We start from the raw sequence: 24,291 nt of genomic DNA, 5'->3' as shown, positions 1-24,291 counted from the left end.
CACTTTTCTCACGGCGGAAAGTTTCAGTATTTGTTTAAATAAGCTTTAAAACATACATTATTATAATTCTTTCCGCAACACTTAGCTTGTTCTATGAAAAAAACAGTTTGTCTACTTATCAGCTTTTTCATTTCCCAATCTTTTATAGACTCGAACGCTATCTCACGACAATCTTTCGATAACTTCTAGAAGTCAGAAGAAAGACGAGAACATAAGAGATGAAAAAGACAGCGCAGACAGAAAGAGTCGTTTGAAGAACCAAGCCCGCATTGGTTGCTCCTAAGATAGCAACGATCTTTGCGATCATCTTGTAGGCTACTCCTAGGTACAAGAAGGAGAAGAATAATGGGAGGAAAAAGACGGTGAGAATTTGTTTGCGAATGGTGGTGGACGTTTGCTTTTGGTCCAATCCTACTTGTTGCAAGATCACAAAATTTTCCCGGTCCTCATAGCCTTCTGAAATCTGCTTGTAGTAAATCACGAGAACCGTAGCTAATAGAAAGATCACAGATAAAAAAATCCCGATAAATAGAAGAGTCCCTGCTGTTTCACGCCAATCTTTCTCTATACTGTATCGATCAAATCCACCAAAATAAGTCGCACCATATTGACTGATTTTGTCTGTCGAATACAGCTCTTTGATCAAGCCAGAAATAAAATCTTGGTTATCTTTATTTTTAGCACTAATAGAGAATTCCAAATTTTTATCAACTTTTAGTCCCAGTTGGTTCAAGTCAGGGAGGACCAGGTACAAGCCCATTTGGTGTTGAAACAGGTCGGCTTGAGGGAGTTTCCCTTGGATAAAATTGGAGTTTAGCTTTTCTTTAATCGTGAAGGTCTTCCCATTGATTTCTAATTGTGCGTCTAATCTTCCAGGATATTGATACCCATAGGCTAGGATTTCATTTTCCCCAAGCTCAACTTTTTGACCGGTCAGTTGCTCATAAGTCGCCTGATCAAAAAAGTAGACTGTTCCTTCTGACTTCAACTCCTGACCAGTTGATGGAGTGGACTGGTCATTCACCTCTAAGCTCCTTCCATCAATCTTTCGAATTTCAGCCGACCAGTATGTTGTCTGTGCCACCTGATAATCTGATAGATGTGTCGCATCGGCTGTTTTCTTAATTTGAGCTTGAACATCTTCAATAACCGTTTCTGTTTCAGCATCTGAAGGCATATGCCCCACACTAATCATGTAATCAGAAGGGTAAACAGTATCTAGGTAATTCTGCCCTCCAATAAAGATATTGAGCGACCCGGTTAAGGTGACCAAGACCATGGTGGATAGAATACTAATCGTCGCAAGACCCGCTGCATTTTTTCGCATCCGAGCTATTAAGTTGGAGACAGATATAAAATTCTCTGGCTTGTAATAGTAGGATTTCCGACCTCTGAGAAATCTTAAGAAGGTAATCGAGCCTGCGTTGAATAAGAGATAAGTCGCTAGAATGACCAAGATGACGGCAATAAAGAATCCTTGGACAGCCGCAACTGGCCGCTCTGCGGTTAGCGCTATATAAAACGCAATTCCTAAGAGCCCAATTCCTAAAAGAGTTTGGACCAGCAAGAAACGTCCTTTCTTCTCTCCTGCTTTTTTCTGTTGCATGAGGTGGAGGGAACTGTAGCGCAAGAGGCGGAAAGAATTCAACAAAAGAATGAGGCCAAAAGCTAAGGCTAAGCCAAGTAAAGTGTTAAGAACAGCCTCTATCTGGAAGGTTGATTGAATGACGACTGGTAGACCCATACATTTTAGAAGCAAGGCGAAAATCAAGCGATCAAACAAGAGTCCCAAACCCAGTCCTACTCCAACTGTGAGAACATAGAAGAAGAGCAATTCCCATAAGGTCATGATGAGGAGATGCTTCTTCTCCATTCCCAGAACACTGTACAAGCCCAGTTCTTTGGAACGATTTTTCATGACGTAGCCATTGGCATAAGCCACCAAAATGATGACGACCAGCTGGACGACGAAACTACCGAAACCAAGAACAGTTCTAGCCGATCCCCCTCCGTAAGAATCCTCTAAATGAGGGGTCAATGACAAGGCGATAAAACTATATAGAATCATGGTCGTTAAAATGACAGCTATAGCGAAAGGGTAATAGAGCTTGCGATTTTGTTTGAGGTTGGAAAGTGCCAATTTACTTGTTAATTTAAACATCATGATCCTCCTTACCCGCCATGACCGTCAGAGTATCTGAGATTTCTTGGAACATCTGACGCTCCGTCTTTTCCCCGCGGAAGATCTGATTGTAAAGGATCCCATCCTTGATAAAGAGCACGCGCTTGGCACGCGCTGCTGCTGCGGTTGAGTGGGTCACCATGAGAATGGTTTGGCCCATGGTATTGATATCTTCAAAAACGTCCAGCAAAGCAGCCGAAGACTTGGAATCCAACGCCCCTGTTGGCTCATCCGCCAGGAGGATTTCTGGCGAGGTGATGATAGCCCGTGCTACGGCTACCCGTTGTTTTTGCCCACCAGAGATTTCGTAAGGGTATTTTTCAAGCAGTTGGTGAATGCCCAACTCCCGACTCACGCTATCGACCTTACTCATCATTTCCTTGACCGGTCTGCGAGAAAGGACTAGAGGGAGAAGGATATTGTCCTTGACAGACAAGGTATCAAGCAGGTTGAAATCTTGAAAGACAAAACCAAGTTTTTCGCGACGGAAGCTGGACGCATCCTTGTTCTTGATGGTCGAGGTGTCTATGCTATTTAGGTAGACCCGTCCTTCGGTTGGCTGGTCCAGCATGGCCAGGATATTGAGGAGGGTGGATTTCCCGGATCCTGATTCCCCCATGATAGCGACATACTCCCCCTTCTCCACGGTGAAGTGGATATCTTTTAGGGCTTCAACCTGCGTTCCTTGAAAGCGGGTTTTGTAGATCTTTTTGATATGTTGAACGTCTAGTAGGGTCATGGTCCGTTCCTTTCTAGCTCGATAAAAGCTTTAATCGATTTTTACAAATCTATTGTACTAAAACTGAAACGCTTTCACCATAACATAACCTTACATTTTACCCTTTATTTCTTACATTTTTGTAAGAAAGCAAAAATAGGCTAGGACAAAAGTCCTAGCCTATTTTTTTATTGATTATTCAGCTGATGAAGAGAGCAATGGTGCAATTGATTGATAAGCACCTTCAAGAGCTTTTTGGGCAATATCGCGAGCATTTTTCAATTGTTGTGCGAATTGACTACGAGCTTGTTCAGGAACAACTGTATCATCAGAACCTGCAGCTGAAAGTGTATCGTTAAATGTTTTTCTTGCAGTCTCCATAGATTGGATCGCAGGATCTACTTGCTTATTATAGGCATCTTTACCAGATGCTGGGATCTTGTCACCAATCTCTTTGACATATTTTGTGTAGTTGTCAATCATTTTTCCATAAATGGTTTTCATATCACCAATTGTTTTGGCGTTATCGATTTCTTCATCAGTCAACAAGACAATTTCTGGAATTTTAACAGAAGAGGTTGCTGATCTAGATGATTTTGATGAACTGCTTGATTTGCTTTCTGAAGTAGATGATTTTTCTACTTTGCTAGAAGAAGCTTTTGCATCTTTGCTTGATGATTCTGAAGCAGTTTTACCAGAACAAGCTGCTAACGTTGCAACTGACAAGAGAGCCACACCGGCTGTAAGAAGTTTTTTCATATTTTTTCTCCTATAAATAAAGAATGAATATATTTTAAATGATTTTCCTTTAATTGTCAAACATTTTCTGTTTTCAAATACTTATGCACCGCTAATTATCACTAGTTTTTAACATATTTTATATCCTAAAAATTATTTCTTTTATTGTATTTTTATTCATTATTTGAATAAACAAAACCAGAAAAACAGTCTTTTTCTGGTTTATTCTTCTTTTTATTGATGAAGCAACTGTGTAAATTCTTCTTGAAGTTCCTTGTTATCCGTTGGTTTTAGATACATTTTTCCACCATTGGTCGTTGGAGAATGAAAGACAATGCCTTCTCCTGTATCTGTAATGGCAAAGAAATAACTATGCACATCTGGATACTTGTCCCAATTGCTATAGCGTTCCACGATGCGGTATTTTGCATTTCCCTGACCAGTATCTGTATAAATGGCATCCATCTTGCTATTTTCCTCTAGAGTATAGAGGTTGTCTGGTCCTACATCACCGCCAGCGATGCCTTTTTGATAGTTGGGTTGGCCCATCTTTTCGCCCCAGGTCTTCATAAATTCTGCTAATTTTGCTGATTTTTCAGCATTCCAAGGCGTTTTTTCCTGGCTTTGGCTATTTCCCGCTGATGGTGCGCTGTCAAAAGTTTGCCAGTCAAAAGCCTTGAGATCCAGTTTATTCTCATCCGATTTTCCAAAGAGGCTATTCAGATCTGAACCAGGTACTTGAACTTCTTCTTCCTGGACTTTGGTCGCAGCTTGAGGCGTCTTTTCTATCCGTGAAAGCACAGCTACCCCACGGCCAGTTCCTGACATCCAGCTGACTTCTAAGACTTCTCCTCCCTGATAGAGGGTCGTCGCATTGCGCGCTCCACCGTGTCCAGCGACGAAACCTTCAGCTAGCAGAGTCGGTTTTTGGTTCTTGAGATAGTAGACTCCCGTCACAAAGTAGTTTCCATCGGTCTGCTGATTGGCGATGATCATCTCATCTACCCCATCGTTATTTAAGTCCTTAAAGGCATAGCGAACGGCATCTGGCTGATTGATCACGGTCTCGATCACCCAGCTATTGATCATCCGATCTTCTTTAGCTAATGCATCATTCAATTTGGAAATAGCATCTAAATCTTTTGAAGTGGCAAAAATCTTTTGGTAGTCTGAAAAAACAGACTGATATAATTGTTTGTTATCTGTTTTTTTCGCTTGTTTCTTTGCTGAAGTCTGGCTTGTTGCAGCCTCTTTTTTGGGACTGGACTGACGTTGGTATCTTTGGTAACATCCTGTTAACATGACCATACTCGAAGCCACTATTCCTAACTGCACCCATTTTTTTCTTTTCATCTTATTTCCTATAATCTCCCTTATTTTCATACTAAACTTTATTATACTAAAAAAAAGGTGAGGAAGGAATCCCTTCTTCACACTTAGTTTATTTTATTCGGTTTGGCTCGACGATCCGTTTGACTTTCAATATGCTCTTTCACCAAGGCAACCACCTCATCATTGGTTGGAAGGTCCGAGTGCTGGGCATCTTCCCCCGTCACCGTAATCTCCGTATAGCTAGCTGCTTGGTTTTGGTAGATATATTTCCCAGCAGAAACACTGGCATCTGGGACCAACTCATCTGAATCATAGGTGATGGTCCCTGCTACTGAATACATATGAAGGGTTGTGGGGATAGCTTCTTTTCCCTTGATAAAGTCAGCTAACATCTCAGATTTATTTTTGATATTGGTCTCCGTGAAATTGTAGGGAGTTCCGATGGTCATGAGGGTCTTGAGATCCACATCGTAATCCCCCAGGTAATTTTCAATAAAGGCTGTATAAATCAAGCCACCGTTGGAATGACCCAAGCCCTTAAAATTATTAAAATTATATTTTTCTTGAAGGGCTTCGAAGGCTTGATTAAATAGTTTAGCTTGCTTTTTAATGTTGCTATAGCCATCTTTGTTGTTTTCAAAACCAACCACAATTACTGGCTCATTGTCCTTGGCATCAATACTTCCACTATAGGTGATATGCCCATCATTCCAAACTTTGACCTTGAGCAGGCTGTGTTTGGTTCCTTGGCGGTCTTGGTTGAGCTTGGTCACCAAGCCATCAAAGCGGTTCTCTGTCGCTGAGCTTCCCGGGATCATGATGATGGGAGACAATTTTGAATTATAAAATTTCTCGATTCTTGAAACATTGGTCCGAGTCCAGCTATAAGAAGGAATGGCTAAAGCGATCAAGAAAAGACTGACCAAAGTAAGGACGATTGCTGTTTTTTTAGATGGCTTCATCGCTTTCTCCTTTCACTTTTAAATCTTTTCGGATACGATTTCCCATGCGGACAAATGGTAGATAAAGGAGCACATCGACGGCAAAACAAAGTATACTTACAGCTAAAGCCCTCAGACTTCCTCCTGTCCCAATAAAGGCATAGAGAAGGCTAGGAGTCCCGTCTGGCACTGGATAGACAGCTGCCGGCATCAGTTTGAAGCACAAAGCTACAGCTGCTATCGCCATATTCGCCAAAGGGATCAATAAGAAAGGAATCACATAAAGTAGATTGAGAAGGACCGGTATCCCTACCATGAATGAAGCCCCATTGTTAAAGAGACTTGGAAAAATGCTGAGGAGACTAACTTTCTTGTCCTTTTGACTTCGTGAAACCAGCAAGATCGCCACCAAAAGCGATAGGACAGCTCCAACACCTGCCACCAGACCAAAACTCCGATACAAATTGGTCAAGGTATAGGGATAAGGAATACCTGTCGTTGTATGATGCGTCACAGCGTAGGTGAGATTTTCCAAAGCAAAGTTATCATCCGCGATAGAATTCAAGGCAAAGGCTTGACTATTACCAAACCAAGCAGATAGGCTACTAAAAAGACCCATGCTAAAGGTGGACAAGAGATGATGACTGCTTACCGTTAGAGAAGCCAAGAACTGTCGGATAGTCTGAAAAATATTAAATTGATTTCCAAGAACCAAAAGAAGATTGAGGCTGACCCCTAGAACTAAGGACAAGAAAATGGGACGCACCGTCTTGGGTTGATAGATGAAATCCTTGTCTACAATCTGGTCATCACTGGCCTTGGATAGACGAAAGATCTGCCCAATTAGATAGCCTAAAAAAATCGCTAAGACGATATTGGTCGTCGCGGGTAAGTTGATACGCGTCAGTTGCCCGTCATGGAGCGGTCCCACCAACAATTCCTGAGACCCCACTATTAGACTGACCAAAAGAGCTGTCACTCCAGCTGTCCCTGTACTTCTACCATAGTGCCCAGCTGTGTATTTTCCAGCGAAGTAAGTCGCTAAAGGCCCAGCTAGACCTCCTAGAAAGTTGGAAAAATTGATAAGGACTTGACTAATAGCTTGATCCCACGGCAACCAGCTATCCATCGAAAAGAGCTGATGGATATAGCCTCGATCGGAAAAGACTGATAGAGCGATCACCCGAATGATCCCTGAAAATAGGAAAAAAGGAAATAAGGAAACCAGGGTCTTCTGGGAAATTTGAATCAAACTTTTTTCTCGTAACCAGAAAAACTTCTGGACTAAATACTTGGTCATAGGGCCTCCTGTTCGAGTTGATTGACTTATTCACGTTGCTTACTTTCTTCTTATTATACCATACTGGCGAGCCTTTCCTTTCGTTTGTAGAGACGTCATCAGTTGAGAATGCTGTTAAAATTTTCAAAACTTTTCAAAAACTCTTTGACAGGGGTCTTCATTTCCTCTATACTATTTGTTAGCTAACAAAACGATGAATCATGTTAACGTCAGCCCTGCTATGCTCATAGCAATTGGAATTGATGGGAAATGAGAGAGATAGGATGGATTTTCAGACCATTTTTACAACATTATAGAAAGATTTAGGAGGAATCAGACGTCCATGTCACAAGAAAAAATTTCAGCCAAGGTCCTGTATGCTATTTTTGCAACAGGGATCCTTTCCTTTTGCGGGGTGGCTGGGGAAACCGCTATGAATATCACCTTCCCAATATTGATGAAGGAATTTGAAATCAATACTGCAACCGTCCAGTGGGTTACGACCATCTATCTTCTAGTGGTTGCCTGTGTGGTCCCCTTGTCTGCTTATCTCAAACGCTCTTTTAAAATGAAGTCCATCTTTTTAGTTGGAAATCTCCTATCTGTTTTAGGTGTTCTCATTGACTTCCTAGCTCCAAGTTTTGGCTTTGTGGTTCTGGGGCGATTGGTTCAAGGAATGGGGGTTGGTTTTGCCCTTCCTCTGATGTTTAATATCATTCTAGAACAGGTCCCAAAACGCAAGATAGGTCTCATGATGGGAGTGGGAACCCTGATTACAGCCATCGCTCCCGCCATTGGGCCTACTGTCGGTGGTCTCTTGACAGCTAACTTTGGCTGGCGGTCCATCTTCTTAGTGCAATTCCCGATCCTTCTAGCTTCGCTAGTTTCAGGACTTCGCTCCATTGAGCAAATCAGTACAGTCAAGCGGGAAACACTTGATATCATGAGCCTTCTCGCCATTATTGCTTCATTTTTAGGCTTGATTTTAGGGATTCACGGTCTTTCTGATCATGCTTTCTTTAGTTTTTCTGTCCTTGGTTGGCTGGTGATCGGGTTCTTGGGACTCGTTCTCTTGGTCTGGCGGTCCAATCAGTTGGAGACTCCCATTATCAACCTTGCCATCTTAAAGAACCATCTCCTCACTGGCCATGTTCTTGCCTTTTTCACCTTCCAATTAGGCTCTCTTGCCATGAGTTTTCTCTTGCCCAATTATGTCCAATTGGTCAACCACTCGAGTACCACACTTGCAGCCTTGATGTTGCTTCCAGGAGCCATCATTGGAGCAGGTTTTGCTCCCTTCTCTGGTCTCATTCTAGATAAGTTGGGCGCTCGCAAACCGATTCTCCTTGGAGCTGCTTTAATCCTTCTGGCCCATTTCCACTTCACCCTTTTTGCCCTGAAGCTGACAAATGGCTTGATTCTTATCTTTTACATGATCTTCATGACCGGTATGGGACTTGCCTTTGGCAATATCATGACAAACGGACAGAAACAACTGGCGCTGGAGGAGCAACCTGATGCGAACGCGATCTTTAACACCCTGCAACAATTTGCAGGCGCTGTCGGAACAACCCTGGCTTCACTGATCGTTGCCATGAGCCAAGCCAATCAAAAGATGGACTTCACCCAAGCCACTGCTAAAGGAAGCCGCAACGGTTTTATGGTCTTATTCGCCTTGGGCATCTTCCAACTCCTTCTCTTATTTTGGGTGGTGGGAAAAGAAAATGAAACGAACTAATTTATCTCAATAAAAAACAGCAAAATTTGCTGTTTTTTATTATCCTTTTCTGACCCGTGTGACAATGCTATCAGGATCTTCAAAAATTATGCCACTTCTGCTAAATAAATCTTGCTAGGATCGGTGTATACCCTATTCTTTCTTTTTTTGCTTGTAATGCCAAATTTTACAACTAAAAAATTCCATTAAATTGTCGAACTTTTATCATTTGAGTTAAAATCCTTGCTTTCTTTTTATTTTTTATTTATAATCATTCTAAACAAGACAAAGGAGACATTGTATGACTGAAACGAAACATGGAGTAGATGAATCATTTAGCGATCGCTTGAATATCTTGAGGGCTGCTGTTCTCGGTGCCAATGATGGAATCATTTCTATTGCTGGGGTCGTGATCGGGGTGGCCAGTGCCACACCAAACATCTGGATTATTTTCCTATCTGGCTTATCTGCGATTCTGGCAGGTGCCTTTTCGATGGCAGGCGGTGAGTATGTCTCTGTTTCTACACAAAAAGACACGGAAGAAGCTGCTGTAAACCGCGAACAAGCCTTGTTGGATCGCGATCCAAAGTTAGCTAGAGAATCTCTCTACCATGCTTATCTTCAAAATGGAGAATGCGAAACTTCCGCAAAAATTTTGACAGAGCGGGCCTTTCTGAAACATCCCCTCAAAGCCTTGGTCGAAGAGAAATACGGCATTGAATACGAAGAATTTACCAATCCTTGGCATGCTGCTGCATCTAGCTTCCTTGCTTTTTCTGTTGGTTCCCTTCCTCCAATGCTCTCGATCATTCTCTTTCCAACTGCCTATCGCATTCCGGTGACAGTCTTCGTTGTTGGACTATCCTTGATCTTCACTGGCTATACCAGTGCGAAACTGGGAAAAGCACCAACCAAGCCAGCCATGCTTCGCAACCTGATCATTGGCCTTCTCACCATGGGTGTGACATACTTCTTCGGGAAACTCTTTAGTATCTAAAAAGCTGAGACTTCTGTCTCAGCTTTTCTTATGCTTCTAATAAGGCTTGTACTTGTTTTTCCAGTCCTGCGACCGCTTCATCTGTCAAGACTAATTCACCTGTTTCCCAGGCTTCTGGGTTAACGGTTGTTCCAGTAAACTCTCCAACCACTTGAGTCCGAACGAATGGCAAGAGCGCTTGATAAGCCGCAAACATTGGTTCGTGTCCGGCATTAGCTACTGAAGAAACCGTTACGATCTTATCTTGAAGGGCAGATGGACCACGAGTTTCTGACAGGTCAAGGGCACGGCTAAGCCAGTCAATCAGGTTTTTCACTACACCTGGAATAGCAAAGTTATAGACTGGCGAGAAGATCCAGATGGCATCCGCAGCAAGAACCGCATCACGCGCTGCTTGCACAGATGGCAGGGTTGGTGTTTCCAAATCTTGGTTCATCATTGGGATGTCCTTGTAGTCCAAGTAAGTCACAGTTGCTTTTCCTTCAAGAAGACTTTCTGCTTTCTTAGCCATTTGGTGGTTAAAAGATCCTTGACGAAGGGATCCGACAATAAATAAAATGTTTTTCATAGTTGTTTCCTCTTTCTGTTGTAAGATTATTTATTACAATAGCTATTATACAGGATCACAATGTAATGTCAAGGATTACAACTCGTATTTTTAAACTTCTATTCCAGTTCACTAGGTGAGGGGCAAGAGGAGTGAGAAAAAAAGGTTGGATAAAAGTTTCCAACCTTCAATAAATCATAACCGTATAAATCTGTAGAGGATCAAGATCCAAAAATAACGAACTCCTGACGATCTTTACAATCCATTTTAGAACTACTTTTTTCTCAGCAAGTCAATTCTCAATCCCAAAATTCTGTTCTCGCTACTACTCCTCGTTAGACGAATCCGTAGCCAACATTTTTTTGATGGATTCGCAGGATAAATCTGTCATTTCAGCAATCATCTCGATACTCATCCCCTTCAAAGATAGTTTTTGAATCAGAGACTGCTGACCAGCTTGAACTCCCAACTCCATGCCTTCTTGTCTGCCTTGTTCAAGACCTTGTTCGAGTCCCTGTTCAAGACCTTGTTCAAGACCTTGTTCGAGTCCCTGTTCAAGACCTTTTTTCAACCCTTTCTGAAAACCGGCTTCCAGTTGTTCTTTCCGAAAGGTATCCATGCTCATTTCCCAATTTTCTCTGATACGAATCCGTTCATCAATCATTTCTTTTTCCTCCCTTGTCCAATTTGATGGGATCAGGAGTGATTCTGCCTGCTCGATCACTTGGTCTGGTTGATGACTGAATGGGCGATTGCCAAAAAATTCAAGCCATTGTCTCCAGTGAGCATTCAACTCCGTATCTCTACTTTCATTATACTTATCCAACTCTAAAAAGGCAACCTTTAACATATTATGAGCTACTCCATCCTTTCGAGAGCTATAAAGAGGTGTCCCATCTACTGTATGGCGCATTTCATAGACATTGACAGGTGAATCTAAATGAGGAAAAATACTTCGCTCCAGGATAGCGATCCCATAGACCGGCTCCAGCTCCTGGTACATAGAATGGGTTGCCCCTTTCTTTCGCTTGCGTTGGACATTTTCTACCAGTTGATTGGCTAAATAATAGTGAAAACGATTCAAGAAATACTTTTGCTTCAAAACTTGAATCTCAATGATGACTTCAAGCCCACTATCTAGTCTTGCTCTCACATCAACGGATGTTTCAAAAGGAAGATCTCCTAAAAACCCCTGCTCATGGATCTGGTCTCCTTCTAAAATCTCAACGGACTCTACTGGCAGATCCAATACTTCGCGGATGAATTTGGCTGTCACATCCGGTAGACTAAAAATCTTTTTCGCCATTAAATCCAAGGTGGGCGATACATACTCGTGTCGTTTCTTCATAGCAACCTCCGATGATTTCGTATAGGGAGTCCCCTCACTTATACCATTCGAAAAAATTGCAGAAAATAAGCCAAGATTTCTCTTGGCTTTTACTTTTATGCATGCTCCAATCCTTTTCGTGTATTTTCTTTGATAGTTTCGGCTGAATGGAGCAATTTTTCTTTTTCTTCTTCTGTCAAATGCAAGTCCAATCGTTCGAGAATTCCTTTTCGACCTACAATTGCTGGGTAGCCAAGATAAGTTCCATATTCTGGACGATAGTTAGACACAGGCATTTCCTCGTGACTATCATTGATCACAGCTTCTGTCAAGCGTTGGGCTGCTGCTGCAATACCAAAATTGGTATAGAATTTGCCAAAGAAAACCGTGTGGCCACCGCGCAAGGACTCGTAGTTGATGGTGTCAAGCTCTTCTTGAGAGAAGAGATCGGTAATGGCATGTCCTTTGACACGGACCTGACTCCAAGCGACAAATTGAGAATTCCCATGCTCACCAAGGTTATAGCCTGATACACTAGCAGGAGAAACCTGCAAACGATCAGCGACTGCACGCTTCATCCGAGCTGTATCCAGCAAGGTCCCTGTCCCAATCACCTGCTCTTTTGGAAGGCCAGTATATTGTTGATAAAGTTGAGTGACAGCATCGACCGGATTGGTCACTACCAATAAGACCCCGCTAAAGCCAGAAGCCTTCAAATCACGCGCTACTTGCACCACTTGCTTGCTGGAAAAGGGAAGCTCCGCAAAACGGTCATCTGTGTTATTAGCCTGCAACTCGATATTTCCAAGAGTCGACACCACCACATCCGCATCTTTTAAAGCCGCGTAGTCATTGACCGTGATATGCACCGGATACCCCGTATTGGCAACCGTATCACAGAAATCCAAGGCTTCTGCCTTGACCTTTTTCTCATTGGTATCAATCAAGACCAAGTGATCACAGGTGTGTTTCAAAATCATGCTGTGGGCCAAGGTCGCACCCACATGCCCCAAACCAATAATACCAATTTTTCTTGTCATCAGAATCCTCTTTTCTAGTATCGATCACACTGTTGGTGAGGATAGCTCTTTGTTGACTCTATTCTACCACAATTCTAGAAAGGCGGATTGAAAAAATGGGAAAATTTTCAAGTTTTTTCAAAAAAAAAGAGGCGATGCCTCCGTTAACGACTTAGGAAAGAAGAGTCTCAATTTCTTTAATGGATAGGCCCGTCATATTCGAGATCAACTCAGGCGACATTCCTCGTGAGACCATCTCGCATACCAATTGTTTACGACCTTGCGCCACACCTTGTTCTAGACCTTCTTCGCGTGCTTCGTCTATGGCTGTCTCCAGGGTCATATCATAATTTTCTTGAATCCGAATCCGCTCGTCTATCATGGTCTTCTCCTCCTTGGTCCAGCTAGATGAATCTAATAATGAATCTGCGTGGGCAACGGCCTGACTGGGAGCTTTTGTGAAGGGAAGATTCCCAAAAAACTCCAACCACTGTCTGCCTGCATCTGTCAGGTTCTCATCTTTATTATACTTGTCTAGCTCTAAAAAGGCAACCTGCAGAAGATTTTGGTGCTTGCCATTTTTATAATAGGCCTTGAGTTGCTTGCCAGACCGGCAAATGGTCAGCCAGTATTTATTGATGGCGGCCTCTTCGTCCAGTAAGAGCGACTTCTCCAAAATCGCAATTCCATAGACGGGCTCCATCTGCTCGTACATCTTATGTGTCTGTCCTTGCTGGCGCAGTTTTTGTACATTCTCCACCAGCTGATTGGCCAAATAGTAATGGAACCGATTCAAGAAATACTGCTGCTTGCGAATCTGGATCTCGATGATCACCTCGGTTCCATCATGGAGCTTGGCTCTCACATCCACCGCAGTGGAGAACAAGTCATCCTCCTCATAAGCCATGCTGTGGGGCTGGCTTCCCTCCACAATCTGAGCCTCCGCTACATCCAGCTCCAAAATATCTCGAATAAAAGCCGTCGTCACCTCCGGCAAACTAAAAATCTTCTTGGCCATGATGTCCAAGGTCGGCGATACATGCGCGTGTCTCTTTTGCATCCCTGCTCCTTTTCGATAAAAAATAGAGGGAAGGTCCCTCTACTTCTATAATTCGAAAAAAATTAGGAAAGTGACTACAAGACCATTACGAAACGAAGTAATAGTTCTCTATAACAATCATTCCCAAGGTACTGCCCCTTCTGCCACTTTCGTATCATAGGAAGTTTGTAAATTCAGCCATGTTTTCATCGAAATATTAGTCAATTCCGCTAACTTCTGAGCAATATCATTAGTAATCGACTCCTCACCATTCACTAATTTACTTATAGCCTTTGGTGATAGCCCCAACTTCTCCGCAAATTCTTTCTGGGTCATTTGATAATCTTCAATTAGCTCTCCAATATATTGACCTGGATGGAAAGCAATCAAATCAATATTTTCAACTATTGTCTTTCTCATCACATTTTCCTTTATACAAAATATTGGGATAATACTGTTCAACCTCTTCATACTCAAGAACTTCTATTGATTTTTCATCTAATAACTTATAGATATTTCCATGAAGCCCTGTTGGGTCAAGCGCATATAAATGATAATTTGGTCTAAAAACATGAACATATTGAGTCCTATGATCTTTCCTCTTAAACTTCACCAGCTTATTATTCTGATAAATCTCAAGGTCAAATTTTAAACTAGCAGTCTGATCAAGCGAGATGAAAAAACTCAATATTGGATTTTCTTTACTAATATGATTTTTGGTTTGTAAAGTGTACATTTTTTGATAGGGCTCTGAAATATTAAATACATTCTTTTCATTATTACTATCGACGCCTGCTGCTCCCATCGGCCTCGTAAGAAACTTTTTATTATCTTTATCGAAAGGTGCGGGATAAGAAATCAACCTCTTACTATTTTTATCAAACAATTGAAGTAATAAAGCCTGATTTTCACTGACAAGATCAAAATGTTTTAAAATTTGCTCTTTAGAAACTTTTACCATTATAATACGTTTAATTTCTCTAGGTTTAATTTTTATATACGGTATTTCTTCTGAAGATATTTCTTCGTATCGATTTTCGAACCACCATCCTTTAACATATTTCAACATAAACCCATCTATTTCAATGCTTTTATTCCCATTATTTATCGCAAAAATACTAAATATTTGTCTGTCGGGATTTAAGCCATATTGAAAGTTTAACTCATCAACAAAATAATCAAATATTACTTCTACATTTTTTAACTTAATCTGATTGATATTTAGATCTTTATCAGTTGAGAATTGAGTAGATACTTCAAAATTATCCCTAATAATTGAATTATCCGAACTATTTACTCCTCCACTTACTGCATTGCGAATTTGAATATTTTCAATTTTTGTAGTCTTAAATAATTGAAAAAATTTTTTTCGAAAGGGAGTTAGAAAAAAGGTAATCAAAAATGTTGAGATTAATGTCGCAATAACCGTCATAAAAATATTAGGCCATAAAATATTGTTCATTATTTCTCCTTTTTATCTTAGTAACTCATTTTTTGTATATAAACTAACTTGTTTAGTACGTTCTTTACCATGAGATATATTTTTTCATTCTTCTATCCAGGTAGCTTCCAGGTATTCCTTCATCTTGGATAAATAAAACTAATCTCACCACTTAATCACGTGTTGTTCAACATTACTATTAACCGATTCATCTATTTTAGAAATCTCAAGAATAATATCTCTATGTATTTCTTTTATTTTCTTAATCGCTATCCCTCTACTAAATACTGGGGAAATTATTTGTTCAGCAATAACAAATTGCACTTTTGAGATTAAAATTTCTTGATAATACTCATAATCTGCGTTAGGAGGGGTTAAAATGGGATTCCATACATTCCTATGATCTTTTAGATACAATTGATTTTGAATATTTTCATCAGACGTACGAAAATTTCCACCAAAACCATAATTCGTTTTACTTTTTCCCAAAACTAATATATTACAATGGTTCGGTTCATTTACCACTCTGTTACCTAGTAAAAGCCATAAGAATCCTAGATAATCTTCAGCACTTGGACAGTCATCTTTGTCAAAAATACCCTTTTTATTTAAAACATCTACAGCATTACCTGAACCAGTAAAACCTACCAATACATTTTGATTCACCTTGAACACTTTAGAGTATGTATCGCTTATAGTTTCACCTGAATCTTTACTAAGACGCGTATCTCCTGAAATAATTGCAAAATTTTTAAATACAGTTCCGATTACACAAGACAATATTCACTCAACTCCTTGATAGCATTTTATATATAATTTTTTAAACTCCCTACCGCTCCACTTTCACCTGCCCATTCATCAGCATTGGCAAGAGCCAATCGCGAAGTTTGGTTAGTTCTTGGTTTTGTTTTAATAATAATTGTGTTTTTTTATCTACCGAAGATGCGTAATCAAAAAATTGTTTCATTAAATCAATTGGTGGTTGTGCAATGTGATAGTTAGTAACAAAGGAATCAAACAATAAGTTTTTTATCCCACTTGTCTTGCCTTCCCAACTAAATAAAACACCATTGTCATATAGATTTTTCCATTCATATACAAAGTTATAGAAGGTTTCTTGTTCGTTTAGTGAAACTGCCTTGCAGAAATTTGAACAGATTAAAGGTAATTCAAATCGATTTAATACATTTTCACTGATACCTACTATACGCCCTGTAGATTGAGTGGGACTTCCCCCAGATATTTCAATAACAATATCAAAATCTGTCAACAGTTTATTTTTATTCTTTTCTAGGATGAAACGTGTTGGCATATCAATTTTTCCATTTCCTGACAAGCTATTTATATCAGCTCCACGAATACAATCAACCTTTAATTTATAATTTCCTTCACTAGTATCTTTCCCCCAATCTCCCGTTTTATTGTCTGAAATCCAGTTTGAAAATGTGGTCACTCCCCACCCTTCTGGAATTTCGCGTTTGAGTTCTGGGTTATAGACCATCTTTCCACCTGATGATTTGTAGGGTTTGCCATTCTGGTCTGGGAAATCAAACTGCACAAACCAGTAGTCATAGAGGGTCTTAGCCATGGCTTCTAACTCTTGGTTGATTTGGTTGTTGGTTTGGATTTTTTTATCTAAAGTACCCAAAATATCTGTTATTTGATTTTGTTGTTGGATTGAAGGAACATTTGGTATCTTAGTATCTCTTAAATTATCGTTATATAATCTTTTTATGGTACTTCCATTTGTGGTAATAAAAGGATTTGTTTGTAAAAAATAATACAGAAACTGATTTGTTACCTTTGATTCATCATTTTCTATCCATACTATATTAGAATCCTGAAAATAAGAATCTTCTCCATCAAATATTACTGTTTTCCCAATTGTTCCTGCAGCAGAAATTAAAATATCACCTTTTTTAGGATATGAATATTTTTCTTTGTATTCAAGATAAACCTTTTCATCAATATATACTGTCGGAGTACCACCAAACGTTGAGATTTTATAAAAAGGGATACCTGAAAATTCATTTGTCTGAGATTTCAATATTCTCTTACACATTGAGATTTTTCCAATCTCCCCTAGCCTTATACTACTCATACTTGATCTCCTTCATTTGCTCTTCAATCTCCTGCTCCAATGCATGCGATTGCTGGAAGAGGTCAGAGAGTTTGTCTTGAAAGGCGGTCATCTTGGCTTCAAACTCTTCAGCTGTGATGTCTACATAGTCGATCTTGATATCAAAGTATTGGCCTGCGCTGAGAGAGTAGTTTTTCTCCTTGATATCCTCATAAGAGACAGTGACAGAAAAGTCCTCGACGGCTTCTTTCTTGATAAAGGTCTCGACGATCTTCTGCTCTTCTTCAGGAGAGAGCACTGTCTTTTGGTTCTTGCCTTCCTTGACCTTGGTTCCTAGGTTTGAGGCATCGATGAGGACGACATCACCCTTGTTTTTCTTATCGATAAAGAGGATGGAAACGTTGGTGCCTGTCGTCGCAAAGATATTGGACGGCATGGAAACGACACCTGCCAGCATTTGATTATCCACCAAGTGTTGACGGATGGTCTTGTCAATCCCTGACTGGGCCGTGATAAAGCCTGTTGGCAAGACAACAGCCGCTTGACCATCTGGCTTCAAAGAGTAGATGATATGCTGGACAAAGAGCTCGTAAATCGCCATCTTGTCCTTAGACTTGGCTGGAATCTTTGGCACACCTGCAAAGAAACGCTCACTGGCTTCTGGCAAGGTCTCCACTTGGTCACGCCACTCTGAAAAGTCCAGCTTGAAAGGAGGGTTGGAGACGATATAGTCCATCTTTTCAGGATGGCGATTGGCGGTGATAGTATTTCCCTGTACGATATTGTGAATGGAGTGTTGAAGTCCATTCAGGATCAGATTGAGCCGGAGAAGATTAGACGATTTTTGAGAGATATCCTGGCTATAGACAGTGGTCTTATCCACACCGATACGACTAGCCAGGTTCATAAGCAAGGTGCCCGAACCTGCTGACGGGTCATAGATCCGCACGTTTTGAGGTTTATCATCCCCCACCAAGATATCCGCGATAATCTTAGCCACAGAGTGAGGCGTATAGTACTCGGCATACTTGCCACCACCGTCTTTGTTGTAGTCCTTGATCATGTACTCAAAGAGAGTCGAGAAAAAGTCAAAACCTTGTGAAAAAATTGTTTCATCAAACTTGACGCGCGCAAGGAGATTGATGATGGCCTTAGCGACCTCGTTCCGTTTACTGCTATCTGAGATAGTATCGGTAATCAAACGCTCATCAAAGAGACGAATAGCCGTGTCCCCATCTGTATGGACAGAGAAGATATCGTTGTTGTCAATGGCGATTTGGTTGAGAGTATTCTCAAAAATCTCATAGAAAGCCGCTTCATTTTGCTGACGGTGGAGGGTTTCGATCAACTGGTCAGGCTTGAGCCAAGCCGTGCTGGTACCGATATCCTCCAAAAGCCAGTCATAGTCTTCCTCACTCATAGCCAACAAGTTTTCATAGGTGTTCGATTCATCTAGGACCTTGGCTTGATACAAAAACTTGTCGTTTAAAAATTTGTAGAGAAAAGACTGGGTGAGGAGTTTGTATTCACCCGCTTCTCCTCCTAGTCCCGCATGGGTAAAGACGGCTTTCAAATCGTCTACCAAGTCTTGGACTTGGACTTTGTATGTTTCATTCATTAGTGTTGGTATTCCTGTTCATATTCTTCAAATAGCGACTCGACAAGACGGTTAAAGTCCTCTCGTGTCAAGCTACTAGCAGTTTGGTTCGTTTTCATTTCGATCCGAGCTTCTTCTCGAATCATTTTTTTGAGGAAGTCATCGTTATCTAATACCCCTTGGTTTTGACCGATTTTATGATCGAGTCTGACTTTAGAACCTTTAATAACATGGTAGACAGCAGGAAACTCACTGACCATGGTCGAGTTGGTCACATGTTTGTAGGAGCGAGCTGCCATTTGATCCCCATTAAAATTCATACTCAGACGTCGCATACGAGACTTGTAATCTTCCACTGACTCAAACAAAGCTTCATAGGCCTTTTGTGTCTCTTTTATGTTCTCCATGGTGTAGCCTTCTTGCCCATGGATCAAGTGTTTTTTCATAATACGTTGGAATTCTTCGTAAAGCGAAACCCACTCAGGGTCTTTCTCATCGCGCTGTCCTTTGATCCCTCCAGCGACACGACGACTCCAGTCATCCAAATCATTGGCAGCTAGACGGAGTTCTTCCTCAGCGATCTTGATAAAACTAAAGCTGGTCTGAGACATAGCTAGATTTAAGAGCGTCCGACTAGAAAAATTGTCCGGCTGATCAATCAAGGATAGGGTCAGCATGCGTCTGGAGAGGATATTGAGCAAGGTTGCGATTTGTGCAATGTCAATCTGATCGAGCAAGTGATGGTAGCCAAGGAGACGAGCGATATTATAGTACTGCTTGATGGACTCCAAGGCTTTCCGAAGATCAATTAACTGTTTTCTATCTTTGATATCATTAATAGCTTGCGAGAAGTATTCTAGATTATCTGTTGGATAGTCAATCAAGATTTGCTCAGTCTTCTTTAACTCATGAGAAATCTCATCTGCAGGTACAAAGAGTGAGCCAAAAACATCCTCACCATTTTCACCTGTCAGGGTCGTATCATACTCTTGATTGAGTTCTTCTAGATAGGCACGATTGGTCTTGTCAAACTCTTTAGAGATGTCTGCAAAGTCAATAACATAGCCAAAGAGATAGTCCTTGTAGGGACGATTGACACGAGTTAGAGTCTGCAAAAGATTGTGGGCCTTGATCTTGCGCCCTAGGTAGAGGCGTTTGAGACGAGGGGAATCAAAACCTGTCAGGAGCATGGAGTAGACGATGACAAGGTCAATCTTGCCTTCCTTATAGGCATCTACCTTGTCCTTCTTCTCTTCCTTGTCTCCCTCGTCATGAAGGATAAGAGCCGAAGTCAACTTGGTTGAGCCAGCTTTGCGTCGTTCTTCTAATTGCTTTTCAAGCTCACGCGCCTGCTTAGACGAGTCACAGACAATCATGCCACCGATGGTCTGGTCATCAAAGACCAGATCACGCGCACGATTAAAGTCCTCGATGATAAAGTCCAGCATAGGCTCTACATAATGTGGATGGGCAAAGATATCTTCCTTAGATAGGTCTCCACGTTGGATCTCTTCGTTGATGGATCTGAGATTATCTTTATAAGAAGTTTCGATATCTTCACGCATTAAACGAAGAGTAAAGCCGTCATCGATAGACTGGTTGTAGTAGTATTTATGGATATAGTCTCCAAAGATATCACGCGTGGTCGCATGACTTTCCTTGGTCTTGCCATCTTTCTTATAGGTGATCAATGGCGTTCCCGTCAAGGCGATCTTAATGGCCTTGGTATCTGCCTGATAGAGATTTGGCAGGTAGGAACCACGTTCATTATAAGATCGGTGGGCTTCATCAATAAAGTAGATATTTTGACGATTGAGGTCATAGCCAGAGCGGTCTGTCAGATCTGAATCATCCTTAAACTTCTGGATATTGACCACAGCCACATCATAGCCGTCTTGTTTTTGATTCAGCTCTTGAGGGTTGTTGATGCGTTTAACCTTGAGACCTCGTTTGGTAAATTCCTTAAAGGCCTGGTCTGCCAAGTCCAGACGATCGACAACAAAGTAAAACTGAGGAACGATTCCCTCTTTTGAGAAATAGTTGGTCAGATAGCGGATATTGAAGAAAGCCAAGGCAGTCTTACCTGAACCTTGGGTATGCCAGATAACGCCCTTCTTAACACCTTTTGCGATCGTTTCTTCGATAGCACGTGTTGCAAAATACTGGGGATAGCGCATGACGTGCTTCTGCAGTTGCATCTGTCCATCCTTGCTCTCTTCTTCGACATAGACCAGACCAAAACGAAGCATAAAGAGCAAGCGTTCCTTCTGGAACAAGGAAGACAGGAAGGCATTGCAAGGTGTATCAGGGTTTAGGTTTGTTGTAAACTCTGGCTGAGATTTGAGGGCAAAGCGTTTCATGTCTTCTAGGACAAAGTCAATTTTCTCCTCTGTTAGAGGGTCAAATGAATGAAGAAAATCTTCTTCTCTTTCTTCCTTAAAGGCATTAAACTTGGTTTTTGAATAGGCGTTTGAACCGTAATAAGATCCCTGTTTTTGTTGCCCTTGTCCACTGATATACGGCAAGTTATCAGAAAGAGCTATCAACTGGGTGATATTGTTAAAACGACGGAACTTACGATTTTCAAAACGGTATCTGGCTCTGTCTTGTTCTGACTGAATTCCAGTCTTGCCATCACGAATAGCATTTGGCTGTTTCACTTCGATATAAGAAAGAGGCAGACCATTGATAAAAATAACAATATCTGGACGGAATTCGTCTTGCCCATTTTGGCAAGTAACCTCAAGCGCGAGATGAAAGGTATTGGCTTCAGGATGTTCCCAATCAATATAGGTCGCACTTGTTTCTCCGATGATTCGTTTGTAAAAAGCCCGTCCCAGATCATTTTGGTCTAGTTCCAACTTGATATTACTTAGCTCTCGTTCAACATCCACATCTGTCGCATAATTATTGAGCTTCAAAAATTGTTCTCTAAAAATAGATACCAGAATATTCGTCTCTGGATCTCTTTCTTTTAACTCTTTTCCATTGTGCGGCAGGTATGTATAACCTAGGCGCATCAAGTGAAGGGCTGCTGGGATTTGAACCCTCGTCAGTTCTGAAAACTCTTTTTCTCTTTTCATATCATCATCCTATTAAAGCTATGCTACTCCTATTGTACTTAATCTTTCAATCTCAAGTTCTGGAGTTGCTACTGCCTTCATCCGTCTATCCTTTTCCTGTGCATAATCTCCTATTATTATAGCATGTTTGGGAAAGAAATTAACGCTTTCAAAGCATTTTGTTGGTTTTTCGCGTAAAAAAACGAACCTGGTCTGGTCCGTTTTTCTTAGTCTAGTTGGATTCCTTTTTCTGCTAGATTCTCCAGGCATTCTTGGAGGTAAGTAGCCTGGTGCTCGGGATAGATGGGGGTGTTCAAGGCTTCCTCTTCCAGCTCTGGATAGGCTGGGCAGGTCTTGCCTCTGTAGGTCGACTCCCACCACTCTGGGCTGACCTTATAGCCACGAGCGGTCATCTCCTCCATGATCAGACGATGATAGGCATAGAGGCGATAGGGCGAGTAGTCAAAGACATAGTTGACCGTCGCGTGCTTCTTGCCCCAGCCATTACCTCGAAGGGCGCAACATTCCCGGTGTTGACCCAGGAGCTGGGGACGAGGGAGTTTGGGAATCAAGTCTTGGTGCCAGAGTCTCATCTATTGACCTCCTAGTAGCGTTGAATCTTGTAAGTAGCGATTCGGGTAGCGCTCAAGGAGAGTCTGGATTCCCTTGATCAGATCTTCTTGCTGGGCTTGGCCATGCTGGTATTTCTCAAGTAGCAGCATAAAGTCCGCCTTTTCCTCTGCAGTCGCCTGCTTTTTGAAATAGCCCCAGATATGCTGAAAGGCATTGGAGACCTGGCCACGATTTTCTGGCAAGGCCAGCGCTTGCTGGATCAGGTCCTCGACGTGGCTGACCTCCACCTGGTCTCGCTTGAGGTATTCCCGGATTTCCTTGTAGATATTACTCGAACGACTGAGCACCAGGTATTTATTTTTCGCCCATAGGACTTGACAGTGATGTTTTTGCTCCACTTTTGTCTCCTTTTGATCTTCTCTATGAATAGTCCTCCCATTATACCATGGAAATGATTCATTCCATCAAAAAAAGGCTGGGACAAAAGTCCTGGCCTCTTAATTGTTTTTGAATTGTAGAGCAAGACGCAGTGGTTGAGCGGGCACTACTACGCTGATTTCATCAGCTTTTACAGCCCTACTCAACTGTGCGGAGGTGGGACGACGAAATCGAATTCTAACGAATTACCGATTTCTGTCCTACTCTCTCTTTCATTGATTACAAGGCTGTGATGGCTGTGATCAAACCAAAGATGATCCCTGGTGCATTGGCTGCAGCAAGTGGAATATCGCGTTCTTTTTTGAAGAGTCCGTAGTAAACCCAAAGGCTACAGTTGATGGCTGCGACAAGGGGTTGAACAAAGTTCCCTTTGTGACCTGCGAGGTTATCCATGATTTGTGGGAAGTAAGACACATACATCATAACAGACATAAAGGTCGCAACCCAACCAAGAATTTTCATTTGTTTTTCATTCATTTTGAAACTACCATTTCCTTTTCTTTTTTTAAAGTATGCACTATTCTACCTTTTGTCCTTTACAAATTCAAGTCTTTTTTTCAAATGTTACCGAACTGTAAAGTGTCACAATCTTGTGATTTTGCAGGAAGATGGATTTCTTTTCGAGAGAGTCTTCTCTCTAGTTGCTATTTTTTTGACACATTGTCTAATTTTGTGCGAATGTAATCATTTTCATCTTGCATAGCATGCAAATTAATTGCATTTTCTTCCTACTTATGCTATTTTGATACACAGAGGTAAAATTTTATGAATAAACAAAAAATCAACCAAATCGTTGGCTCGATCGGTGCCTTTATTGGGATTATCGTTTTCATTGCCTACATCCCACAAATTATTGCTAATTTACAGGGAAATAAGGCCCAACCTTTCCAACCCTTGTCAGCTGCTATTTCTTGCTTGATTTGGGTCATTTATGGTTGGACAAAGGAACCTAAAAAAGACTGGATTTTGATCATTCCGAATTCGGCAGGTGTCATCCTAGGGGGATTGACTTTCCTTACATCACTTTAATAGAAAGTGAACAAAGACTGAACTCTACGGGTTCAGTCTTTTTTGTGTATCCCTTTGAAAAACAAAAACAATCGCAGTCGGTTTTCGTACAAAAAAGCCCGCTATGAGCAAGCTAAAAAAATTGACAATTCTTTTCTTTGAATAACCTATGCTGGATTATTGTGCAAAAATATCCAAATAATATCTGATTATTATTAGAGTATATTGAAACTTTCCGCTGTGAGAAAAGTGCCTG

General features: G+C 41.2%; 21 protein-coding genes and 1 pseudogene. 3 read left to right on the top strand and 19 right to left on the bottom strand.

Annotated elements, in window-relative coordinates; all coding sequences use genetic code 11:
• Nucleotides 1-157: 157 nt before the first annotated feature.
• The 6 genes from HMPREF2926_RS03465 to HMPREF2926_RS03440 form a co-directional block, all read right to left on the bottom strand.
• Nucleotides 158-2,161 carry an FtsX-like permease family protein gene (locus HMPREF2926_RS03465; RefSeq protein ID WP_070586465.1) on the bottom strand — a complete coding sequence of 668 codons (2,004 nt, stop codon included), beginning with the start codon at nt 2,159-2,161 and terminating at the stop codon, nt 158-160.
• On the bottom strand, nt 2,154-2,921 hold the full coding sequence (locus HMPREF2926_RS03460; RefSeq protein WP_070586463.1) for an ABC transporter ATP-binding protein: 768 nt from the start codon (nt 2,919-2,921) through the stop codon (nt 2,154-2,156). Before HMPREF2926_RS03460 ends, HMPREF2926_RS03465 begins: the two co-directional genes overlap by 8 nt.
• A gap of 174 nt (nt 2,922-3,095) precedes the next feature.
• Nucleotides 3,096-3,659: a hypothetical protein gene (locus HMPREF2926_RS03455; RefSeq protein ID WP_070586461.1), complete on the bottom strand. Its 564-nt coding sequence runs from the start codon at nt 3,657-3,659 to the stop codon at nt 3,096-3,098.
• Nucleotides 3,660-3,872: 213 nt separating this feature from the next.
• Complete coding sequence (locus HMPREF2926_RS03450; RefSeq protein ID WP_070586460.1) at nt 3,873-4,991, bottom strand: DUF4767 domain-containing protein; 1,119 nt, start codon at nt 4,989-4,991, stop codon at nt 3,873-3,875.
• An 83-nt stretch (nt 4,992-5,074) separates the two neighbouring features.
• The gene (locus HMPREF2926_RS03445) at nt 5,075-5,932 is read right to left on the bottom strand and encodes an alpha/beta hydrolase (protein WP_070586458.1); all 858 of its coding nucleotides are present in this window, start codon (nt 5,930-5,932) and stop codon (nt 5,075-5,077) included.
• Nucleotides 5,919-7,211 (bottom strand): PTS transporter subunit EIIC, encoded by a 1,293-nt coding sequence (locus HMPREF2926_RS03440; RefSeq protein ID WP_070586456.1) that lies wholly within the window; start codon nt 7,209-7,211, stop codon nt 5,919-5,921. Before HMPREF2926_RS03440 ends, HMPREF2926_RS03445 begins: the two co-directional genes overlap by 14 nt.
• 322 nt (nt 7,212-7,533) lie before the next feature.
• Between HMPREF2926_RS03440 and HMPREF2926_RS03435 the strand changes: the two genes are divergently transcribed.
• A complete protein-coding gene (locus HMPREF2926_RS03435) occupies nt 7,534-8,928 on the top strand; it encodes an MFS transporter (protein ID WP_070586454.1) in 1,395 nt (464 codons plus the stop codon).
• A 280-nt stretch (nt 8,929-9,208) separates the two neighbouring features.
• Nucleotides 9,209-9,904 carry a VIT1/CCC1 transporter family protein gene (locus HMPREF2926_RS03430; protein WP_070586452.1) on the top strand — a complete coding sequence of 232 codons (696 nt, stop codon included), beginning with the start codon at nt 9,209-9,211 and terminating at the stop codon, nt 9,902-9,904.
• Nucleotides 9,905-9,932: 28 nt separating this feature from the next.
• On the opposite strand, the gene HMPREF2926_RS03425 is transcribed toward HMPREF2926_RS03430, so the two are convergent.
• From HMPREF2926_RS03425 to HMPREF2926_RS03365, 13 genes and pseudogenes are all read right to left on the bottom strand, one after another.
• The gene (locus tag HMPREF2926_RS03425; protein ID WP_049518098.1) at nt 9,933-10,472 is read right to left on the bottom strand and encodes an NADPH-dependent FMN reductase; all 540 of its coding nucleotides are present in this window, start codon (nt 10,470-10,472) and stop codon (nt 9,933-9,935) included.
• 304 nt (nt 10,473-10,776) lie between these two features.
• Nucleotides 10,777-11,799: an Rpn family recombination-promoting nuclease/putative transposase gene (locus tag HMPREF2926_RS03420; RefSeq protein ID WP_070586450.1), complete on the bottom strand. Its 1,023-nt coding sequence runs from the start codon at nt 11,797-11,799 to the stop codon at nt 10,777-10,779.
• Between the two features lie 95 nt (nt 11,800-11,894).
• Nucleotides 11,895-12,818, bottom strand: a complete 924-nt coding sequence (locus HMPREF2926_RS03415) for an L-lactate dehydrogenase (protein WP_070586448.1) — start codon at nt 12,816-12,818, stop codon at nt 11,895-11,897.
• Nucleotides 12,819-12,969: 151 nt separating this feature from the next.
• The gene (locus HMPREF2926_RS03410) at nt 12,970-13,857 is read right to left on the bottom strand and encodes an Rpn family recombination-promoting nuclease/putative transposase (RefSeq protein WP_070586446.1); all 888 of its coding nucleotides are present in this window, start codon (nt 13,855-13,857) and stop codon (nt 12,970-12,972) included.
• A gap of 138 nt (nt 13,858-13,995) precedes the next feature.
• Nucleotides 13,996-14,256, bottom strand: a pseudogene (locus tag HMPREF2926_RS03405) (HigA family addiction module antitoxin); the annotation flags it as partial.
• Nucleotides 14,237-15,298: a hypothetical protein gene (locus HMPREF2926_RS03400; protein WP_049514841.1), complete on the bottom strand. Its 1,062-nt coding sequence runs from the start codon at nt 15,296-15,298 to the stop codon at nt 14,237-14,239. The pseudogene HMPREF2926_RS03405 and the gene HMPREF2926_RS03400, both read right to left, overlap by 20 nt.
• Nucleotides 15,299-15,442: 144 nt before the next feature.
• Nucleotides 15,443-16,057: an Ntn hydrolase family protein gene (locus HMPREF2926_RS03395; protein ID WP_070586444.1), complete on the bottom strand. Its 615-nt coding sequence runs from the start codon at nt 16,055-16,057 to the stop codon at nt 15,443-15,445.
• Between the two features lie 49 nt (nt 16,058-16,106).
• The gene (locus tag HMPREF2926_RS03390) at nt 16,107-17,378 is read right to left on the bottom strand and encodes a restriction endonuclease subunit S (protein ID WP_049514839.1); all 1,272 of its coding nucleotides are present in this window, start codon (nt 17,376-17,378) and stop codon (nt 16,107-16,109) included.
• Nucleotides 17,371-18,975: an HsdM family class I SAM-dependent methyltransferase gene (locus tag HMPREF2926_RS03385; RefSeq protein ID WP_070586442.1), complete on the bottom strand. Its 1,605-nt coding sequence runs from the start codon at nt 18,973-18,975 to the stop codon at nt 17,371-17,373. Before HMPREF2926_RS03385 ends, HMPREF2926_RS03390 begins: the two co-directional genes overlap by 8 nt.
• Nucleotides 18,975-22,037, bottom strand: coding sequence for a type I restriction endonuclease (locus tag HMPREF2926_RS03380; protein ID WP_070586440.1), 3,063 nt, complete (start codon nt 22,035-22,037; stop codon nt 18,975-18,977). The genes HMPREF2926_RS03385 and HMPREF2926_RS03380 overlap by 1 nt, the downstream gene beginning before the upstream one ends.
• 206 nt (nt 22,038-22,243) lie before the next feature.
• A complete protein-coding gene (locus HMPREF2926_RS03375; RefSeq protein WP_070586438.1) occupies nt 22,244-22,609 on the bottom strand; it encodes a TIGR02328 family protein in 366 nt (121 codons plus the stop codon).
• Nucleotides 22,610-22,987, bottom strand: a complete 378-nt coding sequence (locus HMPREF2926_RS03370) for a YbgA family protein (protein ID WP_049483405.1) — start codon at nt 22,985-22,987, stop codon at nt 22,610-22,612.
• A gap of 259 nt (nt 22,988-23,246) precedes the next feature.
• Nucleotides 23,247-23,504: a SemiSWEET family transporter gene (locus HMPREF2926_RS03365; protein ID WP_003006102.1), complete on the bottom strand. Its 258-nt coding sequence runs from the start codon at nt 23,502-23,504 to the stop codon at nt 23,247-23,249.
• 288 nt (nt 23,505-23,792) lie between these two features.
• Between HMPREF2926_RS03365 and HMPREF2926_RS03360 the strand changes: the two genes are divergently transcribed.
• A complete protein-coding gene (locus tag HMPREF2926_RS03360) occupies nt 23,793-24,056 on the top strand; it encodes a SemiSWEET family transporter (RefSeq protein ID WP_003012241.1) in 264 nt (87 codons plus the stop codon).
• Nucleotides 24,057-24,291: the final 235 nt, after the last annotated feature.

The organism is Streptococcus sp. HMSC078D09 (assembly GCF_001813675.1).
Lineage (GTDB): Bacteria > Bacillota > Bacilli > Lactobacillales > Streptococcaceae > Streptococcus.
Note: the sequence above shows the minus strand (reverse complement) of the source record. Positions and strands in the feature narration are given on the sequence as shown.